General features: G+C 68.2%; 11 protein-coding genes and 1 pseudogene. 1 reads left to right on the top strand and 11 read right to left on the bottom strand.

Going from position 1 to position 16,097, the window contains the following annotated elements; genetic code table 11:
- Positions 1–8: 8 nt before the first annotated feature.
- From TMZ1T_RS15705 to TMZ1T_RS15720, 4 genes are read right to left on the bottom strand one after another with little or no spacing between them, the layout of a single operon-like run.
- Positions 9–1,106 (bottom strand): alginate O-acetyltransferase AlgX-related protein, encoded by a 1,098-nt coding sequence (locus tag TMZ1T_RS15705; protein WP_012585884.1) that lies wholly within the window; start codon positions 1,104–1,106, stop codon positions 9–11.
- On the bottom strand, positions 1,106–2,662 hold the full coding sequence (locus TMZ1T_RS15710) for an MBOAT family O-acyltransferase (protein WP_004299604.1): 1,557 nt from the start codon (positions 2,660–2,662) through the stop codon (positions 1,106–1,108). The genes TMZ1T_RS15705 and TMZ1T_RS15710 overlap by 1 nt, the downstream gene beginning before the upstream one ends.
- A gap of 3 nt (positions 2,663–2,665) precedes the next feature.
- On the bottom strand, positions 2,666–3,811 hold the full coding sequence (locus TMZ1T_RS15715; RefSeq protein WP_004299606.1) for a glycosyltransferase family 4 protein: 1,146 nt from the start codon (positions 3,809–3,811) through the stop codon (positions 2,666–2,668).
- A gap of 34 nt (positions 3,812–3,845) precedes the next feature.
- Positions 3,846–4,982 (bottom strand): hypothetical protein, encoded by a 1,137-nt coding sequence (locus TMZ1T_RS15720; protein ID WP_261788984.1) that lies wholly within the window; start codon positions 4,980–4,982, stop codon positions 3,846–3,848.
- Positions 4,983–5,341: 359 nt separating this feature from the next.
- Here TMZ1T_RS15720 and TMZ1T_RS15725 point away from each other — a divergent pair, with 359 nt between their 5' ends.
- Positions 5,342–7,111: an asparagine synthetase B family protein gene (locus tag TMZ1T_RS15725; RefSeq protein ID WP_041589687.1), complete on the top strand. Its 1,770-nt coding sequence runs from the start codon at positions 5,342–5,344 to the stop codon at positions 7,109–7,111.
- A gap of 101 nt (positions 7,112–7,212) precedes the next feature.
- On the opposite strand, the gene TMZ1T_RS15730 is transcribed toward TMZ1T_RS15725, so the two are convergent.
- From TMZ1T_RS15730 to TMZ1T_RS15760, 7 genes and pseudogenes are all read right to left on the bottom strand, one after another.
- Entirely contained in the window at positions 7,213–8,262 is a 1,050-nt protein-coding gene (locus TMZ1T_RS15730) for an acyltransferase (RefSeq protein WP_012585887.1), read from the bottom strand.
- Positions 8,263–8,443: 181 nt separating this feature from the next.
- Positions 8,444–9,406 (bottom strand): glycosyltransferase family 2 protein, encoded by a 963-nt coding sequence (locus tag TMZ1T_RS20300; RefSeq protein ID WP_012585888.1) that lies wholly within the window; start codon positions 9,404–9,406, stop codon positions 8,444–8,446.
- 31 nt (positions 9,407–9,437) lie between these two features.
- Positions 9,438–10,796: a putative O-glycosylation ligase, exosortase A system-associated gene (locus TMZ1T_RS15740; RefSeq protein ID WP_012585889.1), complete on the bottom strand. Its 1,359-nt coding sequence runs from the start codon at positions 10,794–10,796 to the stop codon at positions 9,438–9,440.
- A complete protein-coding gene (locus TMZ1T_RS15745) occupies positions 10,784–12,157 on the bottom strand; it encodes a phenylacetate--CoA ligase family protein (RefSeq protein WP_012585890.1) in 1,374 nt (457 codons plus the stop codon). Before TMZ1T_RS15745 ends, TMZ1T_RS15740 begins: the two co-directional genes overlap by 13 nt.
- 16 nt (positions 12,158–12,173) lie before the next feature.
- Entirely contained in the window at positions 12,174–13,784 is a 1,611-nt protein-coding gene (gene xrtA, locus TMZ1T_RS15750) for an exosortase A (protein WP_004299615.1), read from the bottom strand.
- A complete protein-coding gene (locus tag TMZ1T_RS15755; protein WP_041589688.1) occupies positions 13,781–14,878 on the bottom strand; it encodes a glycosyltransferase family 4 protein in 1,098 nt (365 codons plus the stop codon). The genes xrtA and TMZ1T_RS15755 overlap by 4 nt, the downstream gene beginning before the upstream one ends.
- Positions 14,875–16,087: pseudogene (locus TMZ1T_RS15760) on the bottom strand (TIGR04063 family PEP-CTERM/XrtA system glycosyltransferase). Before TMZ1T_RS15760 ends, TMZ1T_RS15755 begins: the two are co-directional and overlap by 4 nt.
- Positions 16,088–16,097 lie beyond the last annotated feature (10 nt).

Below are 16,097 nucleotides of genomic sequence, written 5' to 3' on the forward strand. Positions count from 1 at the left end.
GTCTCCTGTCATTTCGGCGCTTCGGGTCCTTGCGCCCGCGCTTCGCCCGTGGCGACATCCGCCTGCGCACGCAAGCGCGACAGGCGCTCGAATATCACCTGCGCCGCAAGCGCATGCCCTGCGCCGCTCCAGTGCGTATCGTCCGGCATATAGACGTCTACGACACCGCGCTCCACGGCGTCGCGAATGGCGAGGTCGAGCCGGGCGTCGGGCACATCGAGTCCGTCGAAGAGTTCGCCCAGCCGCTCGGCTGGCAGTCGGGCGGGATCGCGCGCCCAGGGACGATACGCGCTCGACTTGTCCGGCGCCAGCGCGGTCATGAACACCGTCCGTCCGTCGGCCTGGAAGCGCGTCGCCAGGTCTGCGAGGGCGCAGCGGATCCGGCGCAGGTGTTCCGCACTCCAGGCGGCCTTGTTGAAATCGTCGCCGTACACCAGCAGGCGGGCGGATGCGCGCGACGAGAAGAGGTCTGCACGCACGAGTTCGACCTCCACCGTGTTGCCGGCCTGCACACCGAAGAGACCACGCATGGCACCGCGGTAGAGCCAGCTGCGCGCGAACCCGGGGTTGGCCTCCGCCAGCGCATGCGGCCGCGGCACCGCGCGGGCATGCGCCACGACCGCCATCGGCGGCGGCAGCGCGAGCGGCGGCGCGGGGCGCGAGCTCGGACACAGCCCCTCCACCTTCGCGTGATCCGCAGCCAGGCCGCGCTCGACCACGTTCCAGATCACCACCTTCGGCGGATGTTCCACGAACAGGGGCGACGCGCGCAAGGCGTCCACGTCTACGCGATGGACGTCGAGCGTATGCACGCTCCAGCCGGTCATTGCGGCGAGGTGGTTCTGCCATTGCTGGGCCGGTCGCAGGTTCGCGAACGAATCGCCGACCACCAGGATGTCCACCGGCCGCGTCCATTCGCCGAACGAGGTCGGAAGCGGATCGAATTCGAGCACCGGCTCGTTCCAGCCATGCGTGCGCTCGGCGTACCCGCCGAGGCGGGTCAGGTCGCCATAGACCGGCTGCAACCACCACGCCAGCATCCACGCGGCCGCGACCAGGACCAGGGTGAGTCCGACGACGAAGAGGGAAAAGGCGCGCGGCTGCATCAGAACTGGAAGTACAGGAACTCGGAAATCGCATCGCCCCGCGTCAGCGCCGTGGCGAGCAGCAGCACGGTCGCGACCAGCCAGGGGGTGCCGATACGGAAACGCAGCAGCCCCGCTTCATCGACTCCGCCGCGGAAATCGAGCGCGGGCCGGTAGCGGGACATGATCTGCTGCGTGTTGGGGGCGAAGAAGGCGATCGCCGCCAGGATGGCGAGGTCCCGCCAGACCCAGGCATCGGCGAACTGCCCGGCCAGCAGTCCCGCGCCCACCCCCATCTCGCCGGCGAGGCGGTTCAGCCGCCAGTGCAGCGCGTTGAGCCAGTCGGGCGGCACGGCCACGCCATTCGCGCCTGTCATCGCGCCGAGCATGGCGAGCGCGGCATCGAAGGAGTTCGCGCGGAAGAACACCCACGCGACGACCACCGCCACGAAGGTGAGCGCCCAGCCGAGCACCCGCCACGCCCGGCCGCCGCGCAGGCCGAGGCGGCCCACCAGCCAGCGCCAGGCATGATTCACCATCAGGTAGAACCCGTGCAGCGCCCCCCAGACCACGAAGGTCCAGCCCGCGCCGTGCCAGAGCCCGCCCAGCACCATCGTTACGAACAGGTTGGCGTGGCGCCGCAACGGCCCCTTGCGGTTGCCGCCCAGCGCGATGTACAGGTAGTCGCGCAGGAAACGGGACAAGGTCATATGCCAGCGCCGCCAGAACTCGGAGATGCTGCCCGCCTTGTAGGGCGAATCGAAATTGAGCGGCAGCTTGACGCCGAACATGCGGGACAGGCCGATCGCCATGTCGGAATAGCCGGAGAAATCGAAGTAGAGCTGGAAGGTGTAGGCCAGCGCGCCGCCCCAGGCGTCGAGCAGGCTGAGCGCCTGCCCGGCCTCGGCGGCCTGGAACACGGCGTTGGCATGCGGCGCGATGCCGTCGGCGAGGACCACCTTCTTGAAGATGCCGAGCCCGAAGATCGCCAGCCCGACCGCAATGTTCTCCCAGTCGAGCCGGTAGGTGGATGCGTGCGCGAACTGCGGCATCATCTCGCGGTGATGCAGCACCGGCCCGGCGATCAGGTGGGGGAAGTAGGTCACGAACAAGGTGTAGTGGACGAAGTTGAACTCCCTCGCCTCGCCTCGCCAGGCATCGACCAGGAAGGCGATCTGGGTGAAGGTGAAGAAGGAGATCCCCAGCGGCAGCACGATGGCGTCGAAATGCCAGTGGCCGTCGAAGATGACGCGGGCGCTTTCGGCGAAGAAGTTGAAGTACTTGAAGTAGCCGAGCAGGAGCAGGTTGGCGCCCACCGCGAAGACGAGGAGCGCACGCCGACGCTGGCCGGCCGGACGTGCGGACTCGCGCGCCAGGCGGACGCCCATGCCGTAGTTGAAGACGATCGACGCACCGAGCAGGCCGAGGTAGATGGGGTTCCACCAGGCGTAGAAGAAGCACGACGCCGCCGCCAGCCATGCCGCGGCGAGGCGCTGGCTCGTGGCGGCGAGCCAGAAGAAGCCGACCAGCACGATCGGCAGGTACAGGTAGATGAACTGCGGCGAATTGAACAGCATCGCTCAGGCGCGCAGGCAGTTGCGGGTGCGCTCGGCCACCGCCTGCCAGCTCAGCGACTGGCGCACGCGCGCGAGCCCCGCCTGTCCCATCGACTCGAGCAGCGGGGGGTCGTCCAGCAGGCGCGCGAGGGCGTCCACCAGTTCGGCCCCCGTGCTCGCGTCGACGCGCAGGCCGGTCACGCCGTCGAGCACCGCCGAGCCGGTGCCGCCGGCACGTCCGGCGATCGCCGCCTTGCCGCAGGCCGCCGCCTCGAGGAACACCATGCCGAAGCCTTCGGTGTCGCCGCCGATCTCGCGATTGGCCAGCACGAACACATCGCAGGCGTTGTACCAGCGCGGAAGGTCCTCCATCGGCACGTGGCCGAGCCGATGCACCCGCTCCGCGACCCCCGCCTCCCGCGCCACGCCGTCGAGGTAGTCGGCGTCCTCGCCGATGCCGACGATCGCCAGATGCACGTCGACGCCGCGCGCGCGCAGCGCCGGCAGGCTGCGGATCAGGGTGTCGAAACCCTTGCGCCGGCTCAAGCGTCCGACGGACAGGATCAGCCGTGCCGAATCGCCCAGCCCGAGGCGCGCGCGCAGGTCGCCCGCGGGCAGCCCGGGGCGGAAGCGCTCGTTGTCGACACCCGGATGGATGAGCACGATGCGCTCGGGCCGGACCCCCATCCCGATCAGGGTGTCGCGGGTGAAATCGCTGTTGGCGATGACCCGGTCCGCGTGGCGCAAGGCGAAGCACATCGCCTTGTACTTGTTGCCGCGGCCCCAGCCGGTGAGCTCTTCGCCATGGGCGTAGATCACGACCGGGCGCAAGGTCAGGCGGGCGACGAGCCAAGCCACCAGCCCCTCGGGCAGGGCACGCCCGGCGTGGATCGCATCGAATCGCCGCGTGAGCGCGAGCCGCAGCGCGCAGACGAGGAACCTGAGGTACATGCCGAGCGACTCCGGCCGCAGCCAGCCGACGCGCTGCAGGTTCAGGCGGTGCACGCTGTTGGGGTGATCGCGGTCGTACTCGGCGGCGCCCGGAACCTGCGCCGTCAGGATGTGGATCTCCTTCCCGCCGAGTCGGCGATAGACCTCGTCGAACCAGACGGCGGTGCCACCCTTGGTGGGCAGGAAAAGCTCGGTGAGGACCAGGTAGCGGTTCCGCATGGGAGATCTCGGGATCGAAGCGCGCCAGATCGTATCACCGTGCCCGCGCGGCGCAGCGGCCATGCATCACGCCCGCGATCAGGAAGACCGGCGCGAGCGCGAACCGCAGGCCGCTGTATTTCAGGAAGCGCCGCAGCGCGGGCTCGTGCTCGACCCGGGCCAAGAAGACGGCCACCCTGTGCGGCAAGGAACGGGTGACGAGCCCCGTGGCCGCAGCGGCCAGTTCGTCGGCGAGCTCGGCGGTGGACAGGAAGCGCACGTCCGGATGGCGTTCGAGCACCCCGCGCAAGGCCCGCTCCAGCTCGTCGTTCGCCGCGCGCGCGACCGCTGCGGCGCCCACGAAGCTCTCGCGATGGGTCTCGAACAGGACCGGGCGGCCGAGGCGCCGCTTCGCCGCCACGGCCTGCCAGACCTGTTCCGCCCGATGGCCGCGGATCGGTTCGAAATAGTCGTCGCGCACCAACTGCATCAGTCCGTCGGCGGTGCGCTCTCCATTGCGGATGACGCGCGTCGGCGGCATCAGTGCCCCCTGGCCGTCACGCCCCTCGATGCGACGCCCCGGGGTGACGATGCAGCGCACGCTGCTCCCCGCCCACGCACGCTCGACCGCGTCGTCCCAGACGAAGGTGTTCGGCACCGCCACCACCGGCGCCGCACCAAACAGGCGCTCGAGCAGCCGCGCCTCCTCATCGACGGCACATTGCACCGCCGCGGGATCCAGGGGCCGGCTGGGCAGCACCGAGGCGTCGATCCAGCGGCTCTGCAAATGCGACGGCAGCCCTTCGCTGCGCGCCTGCGGATCGGCCAGCCAGTCGCGCAGCGAGGCATCGACGCGGGCTCGCGCAAGCAGCGCATCGGGCCAGAAATGTTCCATGCCGTGTCGCTGGAGGGCGAAGACCCCCGCGCCGCAGCCGGCACGCATCGCCTCGACCATCGGCGCGAACTCGGGCGCATCGAGCGCCCTGCGGTGGTAGCGCGCAAGGCCGTCGGCCAGCATGGCGGCCCCGTCCGGCAGGCTGCACACGACACCGAGGGTCATCACCGCCGGCCTCCCGCGCTGGTCGCGCACCGCGGCGAGCCGGGAAGCGAGCCCTGCAAGCGCGTCGGCGTCCGCCACCGGCCCGGGACCCCAGTCGTCGCTCTCGACGATCAGCACGGGCTGTGCGAGCACGGGTTCGTTCCACAGGGCTCGCACAGCGGCACGGTGCACAACGAGGAATGCCAGCACCGCCGCTCCGCCCCACAGCACGAGAGCAAGAATTGAAAACGACATCGTAAAGACGCTCTACCTCGCATGGATCGTTGGGGCGGACCCGCCAGCCAGCACAGGCCGTCGCGAACCTGAATGCAACGGCCGTACGCGTTTCCCCGCCCACCTGTGTACTGCACCGCACTTGCGCGAAGCCTACTCGGCTACCATAGACCGCGATGTGATCAATTTTACTATTCAAGACGATGACGATACGACGAGTACTGTGCGGCTGGATCAACCTGGACGAACGCGTCGCAAGCCAGGACGCACTCGCTGCGATGCTCGCCGCCGAGGGGCTCGCACCGGCACAGATCCGCGTGCAGACGTCCGAGGCAGGCGTTTTGGCCTGCACCCATCCCGCGGGGAGCAGTGCGGTCGACCTGCGCTCGGGCAGCATGGCCGTGCTGCTCGGGAACCCGCGCTGGCCCGACGCGCGGCTTGCCATGCTGGCTCATAGCGAGGGCCACGCAGCCGCGCTGCTCGATGCCTGGCGGAACAGCGGCGAAGCTGCCCTGGAAACGATCCAGGGCAGCTTCGCCCTGGTCCTCGTCGACAGCGCTCGCGACCGGATCCTGCTCGCGGTCGACCGCTGCGGAGCGGAGCGCCTGTGCTTCGCCGCCGTGGGCGGCACGCTGGTTTTTTCCACCAGCGCGCGAGCAGTGGCGCGCCACCCGCTCGTGGCAGCGACGATCGACAGGCAGGCGCTTTACGAATACCTCTATTGCCACATGGTTCCAAGCCCCGATACGGCGTTCGCCGGCGTCGAGAAGCTGCTTCCCGCCCAATGCGCGAGCTTCTCCGGCGGCCGCCTCGAGCGCCGCTTCTACTGGCAGCTTCCTTACGCGCCGGAAGTCGACGCCGACGAGGCCAGCCTGCGCAAGCGATTCCTCGACCTCACAGAGCAGGCGGTCGCCCGTCAGTACGACGAGAAGCGATCGACCGGCGCCTTCCTGTCCGGCGGCACGGACAGTTCGACGGTAAGCGGGATGCTCGGGAAGGTCAGCGGGCAGCCGGCGCGCACCTACTCGATCGGCTTTCGTGCGGAAGGCTTCGACGAGATCGAATATGCCCGCATCACCTCGCGCCACTTCGGCACCGAGGCGCACGAGTATTACGTGACCGCAGACGACATCGTCGAAGCCATGCCGCTGATTGCCGCGGCCTACGATGAACCGTTCGGCAATGCCTCGGCCGCACCGACCTATTTCTGCGCGAAGATGGCACGCGAGACCGGTATCGAAATCGTGCTTGCGGGCGACGGCGGCGACGAGTTCTTCGGTGGCAACGAGCGCTATGCCAAGCAGGGCGTTTTCGAGCGTTATCACCGTACGCCCGCAGCACTGCGCAAGCTGCTCGAGCCCCTGGTGATGAATTTTCCGCTCGGCGATTCGATCCTTCCGGTGCGCAAGGCGCAGAGCTACATCCGGCAGGCGCGCATCCCGCTGCCCGACCGTCTGGAGACCTACAATTTCCTGCATCGTGATCCGCTGCAGGAGATCTTCGAGCCGGAATTCCTCTCCGCGGTCGACACCGAACGCCCACTGAAACTCGCACGCGACGCCTATTTCCGCAGCGCCTCGACGGAAGTCATCGAGCGCATGATGCACCTCGACCACAAGATCACCCTCGCCGACAACGACCTGCGCAAGGTCACGCGGATGTGCGAGGCCGCCGGCGTGGAGGTGCGCTTTCCATTTCTCGACGACGATCTCGTCGAGTTCTCGGGCCGACTGACGCCGCGGCACAAGGTGGACAAGGGGCGGCTGCGGGTGCTGTTCAAGGACGCGCTGCGGGGCTTTCTGCCGAACGAGACGATCACCAAGAGCAAGCACGGCTTCGGCCTGCCGTTCGGCGTCTGGCTGAACAGCCATGGTCCGCTGAAGAGCCTCGCCGACAACGCGCTCGACAGCTTGTCCCAGCGCGGAATCGTCCGACCCGCATACCTCGACGCTCTGCGCAAGGCGCATGCATCCGGACATGCGAGCTATTACGGGGTGATGATCTGGATCCTGATCGAACTCGAACTCTGGCTGCAGCACAACGCCTGAACCGACCGCTCCAGTCCGGCTCCGACAAGACGCTGCCCCGGCTCCGAAATGCAAGGACCGGGCCGGCGAACACCTGCCAGCCATCAGGGCATCCGCACCCGCTAGGCGAAGAACGGCCTCACGCGAGGCCACCTGGCGAGAAGGCCAACCACGGCCAGGGTGAGCAGATAGACGAGCGGCGTCTTGAGGAACTCCCAGAGCAAGCCGCCGCCTTCACGAGCGCCGAGGACTTCCATCACCGCGACATGGCCGGCATACACCCCCAGCGTGTAACGTCCCCATTGGGGCAAGGGCGTCCCCACTGCCCACGATGGATACGACCGGAGCAGGTTTAACAGCCCCCAGACCTGAAAGGGCGTGGCAAGCAGAAAATCATGCCCCTCCAGCGGGACGCCGCAGGTGTGCAGCAGGGTCCAGGCCTCGACAAAAGTGGCGACCGTGCCGCCGATGAAGAGGAGGCAGGCGATGCGGCGCCCCATGCGAACCGTGTCCCCAGCCGACCACCATCCGGTGGCGATGATCAACGGCGCACACATGAGCCCCGCCGGCACGCCCGGAGAAAGAGGCCCCAGCAACGGGTGGTCTGCATATGCTCCGACGCCGAGCCCCATCGCATACAGCAAAGCGAAATAGACGAGGCAGGGGACGCGCCGCTTCACGCGCGTGACCGCAAACACATGCAGGGTCCCGATCAGCAGCGCGGGCAGGAACCATAAATGCGCACGCGGCCCGGCGAGCAGATTCCAGCCGTCGCCGAACAGCGCCGCGGCACGCCAATAGGCAAGGCGAATCCATCCGCCTTCCCACGCTGCGTTCCAGTCGGGGGTCCAGAGCAGGTAGAACGCGTACCCGAAGAGGACAAGCCCGAGCAGCCGACCCGAAAAACCGCTCACGACGCGCAGGTCGCGCCCGCTTTTCCTGCAGCGCTCACCGAGCAGGTAGCCGGATACGACAAAAAAGAATGGGACGGCGAACCGCGCTCCCAGATCGAGCAGATCACCCGGAGAAATTCGTCCGATTGAATACACAGGCCCGATGAAGGGATCGCAGTGAATCGCCAGTACGGCGAAGATGGCGATCGCCCTCGCGGCGTCGATACTGGGCATCCTTCCAGCGCCCTGCGGAAACACGGCGTGCTTGACGGCATCCATGGAGGCGGCATCTCGGCATAGGGGAGAGTGGAGCCGGAAGGCTCATCCGGCAAGATGGATTGTGAGGATCCGCGCGTCGACCGAGGCAGCCCCGGTCCCCGATCCATCGACCTCATCGGGACACTCTGCGTTCGTGGTTTCCCGAACATCGCCGCGCGAGGCAGCAATGCGGGCTCGCGGGTCAGCCGCGGACAAGACCGATCGCTCGTGCGAGGATCCGGACCAGAAGCCTCAATTGCCCAAATTCCAGCCTGATCCTTGCACTGTTCCACAGATATTCGAGCGCTCGGAGTTGATCTCCACCCTGGCTGCTCGACCAAGCCGCACCGAACCACAGCTCGACCAACGCGTCACGCACCGCGGCCCGGTCGTCTGCTTTCAAATTGCCTTCCAGCAAGCGCTGCTTCATCAGGGCGTTCGAGAGCAGATGCTCCCTTTGTCGATCCGACTTGGATGAAAACCCCTGGCCCGATGCTCGCTGCATGTACAGGCCATCGGTCACAAGGGCGCATTTCGCGTGCAGTGCGGCACGTATCGCCCAGTCGCAGTCCCAGAGCAGGATATCCGCCTGGTACGGACCGATCCGCTCGAAGCTCGAACGTCTGACGACCGGGCGCTGAAACGCCATCGGCACAGTCCTCAGCAGTCCGCGGAACAACTCCGCCGGCGCGAAAGCGAGGGCTCCCCCCCCGGGAGAGGAGAACGGATGGAGGGTCGACATCAGCGCCCCCATCGCCTGTTCGTAGGCCCTCTGGCCCGCCTCGCTCCGCTCGCCGAACCATGCGACGCCCATGAACACCACATCGAGCTCGGGGTCCTCCGCAAGGGCCGCGACTGCGCGCTCCAGATAGGTCGGAGCATAGAGATCGTCGTCATCGAGGAATGCCAGCAAGTCGCCCCGCGCTTGGAAGGCGCCTGCATTCTTCGCCTCGGCGCCACCGCAACTGCGGACGTTACGGATGAGCGCGCAACGCGGGTCATCCGGTATCGACGCCGGCGGCTCCGAGGCGTCGTCGACGACGATCAGATTCCAGTTCTCACAGCTCTGAGCGCGGACACTTGCGATTGCCTCGGCCAATAGTCGAGGCCGATCATGAGTCGGGAGGACGACGGTGACCGACGGCGAACGTGTCGAGGTGCTCATGAGCCCCCCTCGGTGCGCCGGAGGCTCGATCTCATCGGTGCGACCTGGAGCTCGCGAATCGGCCACCGGCAACGCGGGGTTGCGGGAGATGGCTCTTGTCGGGCGGCGTCGGGCCGGCACTCGACAATGGCCGCTCGAGCCCGGAGGCGCTGCTTCCCCGAGCTTGCACCCGCGGTTCGGCAATTTCCCCGACCGCCCGCCGAACCAGTTCGTGCACCACCACGATGATCACGATCAGGTGGTAAAACAGGTCGAAATACTGCAGGCCCAGGAAGGAGCCGGCCGACATGTAGCCGATCAGGCTGACCTGGATCATCGCGGCGAGGTCCCGCGCCCAGGTCAGTTCCTTGTGCGGCTTCACCATGCGGATGATCTGTGTCGCCGACCGCCAGGTGAAGATGTGCAGCAGCACGAACATGACGAGACCGGGCCAGCCCTGCTCGCCGAGCGTACCGAACCAGTTGCTGTGCGAATCGGTGCCTCCGAAGCCCGTGACCGCGCGGAAACCCCCGCCGAGCAGGCTGGAGTTGGCGATGTAGACGGCATTCCCCCAGGCGTAGATGCGCCCTTGTGCCGAGCCGTCCTCATCATAGGTCTGGATCGTGTGCATGCGCTCGAACCACTCCGGCGGCATCACGTAGAACACGACCAGCACCACCGGGATGATCCCGATCAGGACCCCGAGCCGGTTGCGCGCCTTGAGCAGGAAGAACACCCCCATGGCGCCGAGCCCGACCAGCGCACCGCGCGAATGCGTGCCGATCACGGCGATCAGAGTGAGGACGGACATGGCGAGCAGCCCCAGGCGCTGCCAGGCCACCTTGAGCTGCAGGCGGATGTACCAGAGCAGCGGGACCGTCATCAGCAGGGCGAGGCCGATCGAGTTGCGGTCCTCGATGAAGGAGCCTCCGGGGCCGCGCACGTTGTGTCCGCTACCCCCCGTCAGGACGAAGATGCCGCCCTTCACCCCGTAGAAGGCCAACGAGAAGGCGATCACGACCACCAGCCAATGAACGCGATCGCGGTCGCGGATCAGCATCAGGGTGACGTAGGTCATCAACATGATCCGCCACACCTTGTCCCACTGCGGCCAGGCCAGGCCCGGATACCACGAGAAAGCCGTGGTCAGGAACATCCATCCGGTGAACACCAGCATCAGCCAGGTCTCGCGCGACCACACGATCTCCTTCTTCTCGCGCGAGAACAGGATGCCGACGAAAGTGGCGAGCGCGACCATGAATGCGAAGGGCATCGAGGTCGAGAAGCCCCAGGCCATCCGGTGCGGATTCATGTAGCTCAGCCACGACCACGCGAGAATGCCGATCCACGGGTATCTGAGGATGAAGGGCAGCGTGCCGAACACCGCGAGGGTGACGATCAGGTCGCGCATGACACCTCCGAGGCGTCGACCTTGCTGACGACGTAGCGATACTTTCCGGACTTCTCCGGCGCAATCTCGGCAACCTGCTCCACGTCGATCCGCACCCCCTCGCCGAGCCGGGCCGCCAGACCGTGCTCGATCCGACCGACAGTGTCGGCGTCGAACCCCACGCCCGGCACCACCTGCACCCGAGTGTGCTCCAGCGACTCCTGCACGATGCGGAAGCCCGCCACCTGGGGCAGGTCGCGCAGCACGTAGATCAGCGCCAGCCCGTGCATCACGGTGCCGTCGCGGGCGACGACGAAGTCGGTCGCGCGTCCCTGGATCTCCCTCAGCATCGGCAGGCCGCGCCCGCAGGCGCAGGTCGCGGTGTCCATCACCGCCACGTCCCCGGTGCGATAGCGGATGAAGGGAAAGTCGCCGGTGGCGAGATGGGTGACGACGATCTCGCCCGCCTGCCCGGGCGGCAGCACCCTGCCCTCGCCATCGACGATCTCGACAATGAGGTCCTCGGCAGTGAGGTGCATGCCGCCTTGCGGGCACTGGTGGGCGATGAAGCCGGCGTCGCGGGAGCCGTAGCCGTTGGCGACCGGGCAGCCGAAGACACGCTCGATGGCCTCGCGCTGGTGGTCGTAGAGACGCTCGGAGGTGCAGAACGCCACCTCGATGCCGAGGTCGTCCATGCGAATCCCGCGCCTTTCGGCGTGCAGGCCGATATGGGACAGCGCCGAAGGGTAGCCGAAGAGCATCTTCGGGCGGCGCGCGCGGATGCGGGCGACGAAGCCGTCCAGCTTCGTGGCGGACATCTCGAAGGCGGGCAGCAGCTCGGTACGGAACAGCCGATCCCGCAGTGCGCGCACCCGGTCCTGCGCGCCGAGCTCGATCGGCGAGCCCCACACGACAATCTCGGGATCGCCGATGTCGACGCCCCACCAGCGCGTCGCGCGCCACTTGGCGGCGACGTCGTGGCTCACACGCCGGTCGCCGATGAAGAAGATGAGCGGCTCGCCGCTCGAGCCGCCGGTGTTGAAGCGAGCCAGTCCGACCGCGTCGTCGGCCTTCAAGGCTTCGGTATTGGCGCGGATCTCCGCCTTGCCCAGGAAGGGCAGGCTCTGCAGCTCGGCCAGGCTGGCGATCGCCGCGGGGTCGAAGCCGATGCGCGCGAAGCCTTCGCGGTAATAGGGCACGTGGTCGCGCGCATGCACCAGCAGCGCACGCAGGCGCTCGAGCTGCAGGGCCTCGATGCGCTCGCGCGGCCACCACTGGCTATCCTCCAGGCCGCGCCGCAGGGCGACGCTGTCGTGTTGCTTGAGGCGCTCGTGGAGCGGGAAAAGCAGGCCCGAGACCAGGCGGGTGTAGAGGCCGGACATTTCGTTTTCCTCCGCCTCAAGGGTTCGCGGTGCGATCCAGCATGGCCTGCAGGGGCCCGCCCATCTCGCGTGCGAAGTCTTCAAGCGCGGCGATCGTGCCGGCGTGCCCGCCCTGACCCTGCGGCGCATGCAGCATGACCACCGCCGAATCGTCCCCTTCGCCGCGCAGGCGGCTCAGCGCCAGATAGACCTTGGCAAGATGATCGCTGGTGGTCCACCGGCCGCCGATCCAGTACGCGTACCAGACGACCATGCGTGCATGCTCGCTCGCCATCTCCAGCGTGCGCCACGCCTGCGCCTGGTCGCCGAGTTGCACCCGGACCGGACCCGCGGCGGTCATGCGCCACACCGGGTCCTTGCTGATCAGCACGCGGTTCTCGGAATTGATCAACTCCCTGCCCGGTCCCTGGTCGCGGTAATAGCCGATGTACACCCCCACCGGAACGCTCCCCGCGCGCCAGGTCGAACGGAAGGTGTCGCGCATGCCGGAATAGCTCGGCGACCACGGCGGCAATTCGCCCGCTTCCGTCCGCTGCCACGCGCCCTGCCCCTCCAGCGCGGCGAAGCGCACCGGCCCCTGCTCGCCCTGGCGCTCGAGGTGGCCGAGGACCGGCACCCACAGCCCCACCGCGACCACCGCCACGGCCAGCCAGCCCAGGCCACCGGTGCGTACGCCCGACGATCGCGCGGAGCCGACGGGCATGGCCGGGGCCTCTTCCTCGTCCTCCTGCCAGCGCGAACCGATCCAGAACAGCGCGAGGATGATGATGCCGAAGAAGACCCAGCCGTAGATCAGGTGGTCGGCCCCGGCAGCGAGGCGGTTGTCGGTGAGGTGGCCGAGCATCACGATGCCGTAGGCGCGCAGCCAGTTGGCGAATACCGGCAGCACGATCGAGGCGGCGACGAAAAGCAGGCGCTTCTGCGTGCTGCGGTAGTTCAGGTAAGCGTACAGGCTGCCGACGACGATCGAGGCCATCAGGTAGCGCACGCCGCTGCACCCCTCCACCACCTGCCAGCGCCCGGAGGGGATCACCAGCAGGAAGCCTTCGGCGTACACCGGCACTCCGGAGGCGCGCACCGCCCAGATGATGAAGTCGGCGGTCCACTGCATCATGGTGGGGAAGAGGAACTCGCCGAACGGCACCATGAAGAACAGGAAGCCGATCGGGAAGGCGTAGGTGCGCACCACCGCGCTGCCCATCACCGCCCAGACGAAGCCCACCAGCATGCCCACGAAGGCGAACTGCGACACCGCATCGACGCTGGCGAGCTCGCCGAGCAACCAGGCCGCGCCGGCGACGAGTCCGGCGCAGATGCCGAGCAGCGAGGGCGCGATCGGCACATGGTCGATGAAGTGCCGGCGCCGCCATACCAGCCAGGCCGAGATCGGCGCGATCACGAAGCCGTGGGCGAAGGTGTCCGAGCGGTCCCAGATGCCCACCATGGCCAGGAAGGTGTCGCGATACCAGAACAGCAGCCACAGCAGTCCCAGCGCCAGCACCGCCAGGTGAAGCCTGCGCGTGCGCGGATCACCGAGCGTCGCAGGGCGGGCGTCGGTCGCCTGCAGGTGGGTCGGCATCGCGCCCGGCCGCACGGATTGAAGCATCGCGGTTCCTTTCATGTTCATGTGGCCCTCTTCGCGGCAATCGCATCCGCGTAGGCGGACAGCAGTTGTGCGCGCACCGAGCTCCAGCGGTAGCGCTGCACCTCGGCGCACCCGGCGGCGACCAGCGCGGCGCGCAGGCCGGTGTCGGCAAGCACCTTGTGCGCGGCGTCGGCCATCGCCTGCGGATCGTCGGGTGGAACCAGCATGGCCGTGTGGCCTTGCGTGACGATGAAGGGAATGCCGCCGACGTCGGTGGTGACCACCGGCAGGCCGCTCGCCAGCGCCTCGAGGATGGCATTGGGCATGTTATCCACCCGACTCGGGTTGAGCATGAGATCTGCGTCACGGTAGAGCGCAGCCATCTGCTCGCCGTCCAGGCGACCGGTGAAGCGGACCCGCTCGGCGATGCCGAGTTCCTGCGCGAGCGCGGCCAGCGCCGCGGCCTCCGGCCCGCTGCCGGCGATCGAGAGGCGCGCCGCCGGCCAGGCCGCGCACAGCCGCGCGAAGGCGCGCAGCGCGGTGTCGTTGCCGTAGAGGGCTTCGAGGTTGCGGGCGACGACCAGATGCGGGCCCTCGCCGGCCGCGCGCGGCGCCGTCGCGGGATGGAAACGCTCGAGGTCGACGATGTTGGAGACGATGCGCCCGGCCATGCCATGGCGCGCGAAGACTTCGAGCAGGAAGCCGGACGGCAGCACCAGGCTGGACGCGCGGCGCAGGGTGGCACGCACGACCGCCGCCGAGCGGGCAAGGAAGCCGGCCGCCTCGCCTCCGCGGTAATTGACCACCACCGGCACGCCACGCAGCCAGCCGATCCACACCGCCGGCGCGGCGAAGAGATGCCAGGACCAGCCGGAGTTGGCCATCACATGCATGAGGTTCGCCCGCCCTGCGGCCTGCCACAGCCGCAGCAGGTAGGGCAGGAGCCGGAACAGCGCGCGCACGCCCTTCAGCCTTTCGACCCAAGCCGGACGATACGGCGCATTGACCTGCACGACCTCGACCGACGCGCCCTCGCCGCGCAGCAGCTCGGCGAGCTGGCGGGTCTGGTTGGCCATGCCGCCGGCAGGCGGCGGCAGCGGCCCGACGAGCAGGACGCGCAGCGCGGAGAAATTCATGCCGCAGCGCGAGGCTTCGCGACCAGGCTGCGATACACCGGCGTGTAATTCGCCACGCTGTTCGTCCAGTTGCGCACGTCCTCGACGAACTGCCGCCCCGCCGCGCGCATCGCCGGCCAGCGCTCGCGGTGCGCGAGCAGGTCGTCGATGGCGGCGGCGAGCGCCTCGGCGCTGCCGGCCTTGAACAGCCTGCCGGTCTCGCCGTCGCGGATCAGCTCCTTGTGGCCGCCGACGTCGGAGGCGACGAAGAGCCGACCCTGCGCCATGGCCTCGAGCGGCTTGAGCGGGGTGACGAGCTCGGTGAGTCGCATGGAGTGGCGCGGATAGGCGAGCAGGTCGATCTGGTCGTAGTAGCGGCTGACGTCCTTGTGCGGCACGCGGCCCGGTGAAGACGACCTTGTCGGCCACGCCGAGGCGCAGGGCCTGAGCCTTGAGGTTTTCGTCCTGCGGCCCGCCGCCGACGAGCAGCAGGCGCAGCTCGGGGCGCTTCTGCAGCAGCGCGGGGAAGGCCTCGAGCAGCAGATCGAGGCCCTCGTAGGCGTAGAAGGAGCCGACGAAGCCCACCACGGTGGTGCCGGCGAGGCCGAGCTGCTCCCGCAAGGCAGGGTCGGCGTCGCCCGAGAGCTGGAAGGACTCGATGTCGACCGCGTTGGGGATGACCGTGACCTTGGCCGCCGGGATGCCGCGGCCGACGATGTCGGCGCGCAGGCCTTCGCAGATGGTGAAGACGTGGTCGGCGCGCTTGATCGCCCAGGTCTCGAGCGCCTTGGTGGCGCGGTAGCGCAGGCTGCCCTCGGTGGTGGTGCCGTGGTCGACCGCGGCGTCTTCCCAGAAGGCGCGGATCTCGTAGACGACCGGGATGCCGAGCTTGCGCCCGGCGCGGATGGCCGGAATGGCGTTGAGCACCGGCGAGTGGGCGTGGAGGATGTCGGGGCGCAGTTCGGCCGCGAGCTGCTCGATGCGCGCCTGCACCGCACGGATCTGGCGCAGCTCGGCGATGCCGCTGCTCGCCGGCGTCGGCACGCCGGTACGGTGGAAACGCAAGCCCTCGATCTCCTCCACCATGGCCTTCGTCTCGCCCTGCTTGGGCGAGGTCAGGTGGAAGGTCTCCCAGCCGAGCGCGCGCTGCTCGCGCAGGATCGCCGCGGTACGGAAGGTGTAGCCGCTGTGCAGCGGGATCGAGTGATCGAGGATGTGCAGGATGCGCATGAGATATTCG

Origin of the sequence: Thauera aminoaromatica, assembly GCF_000021765.1 — a bacterium.
GTDB lineage: Bacteria > Pseudomonadota > Gammaproteobacteria > Burkholderiales > Rhodocyclaceae > Thauera > Thauera aminoaromatica.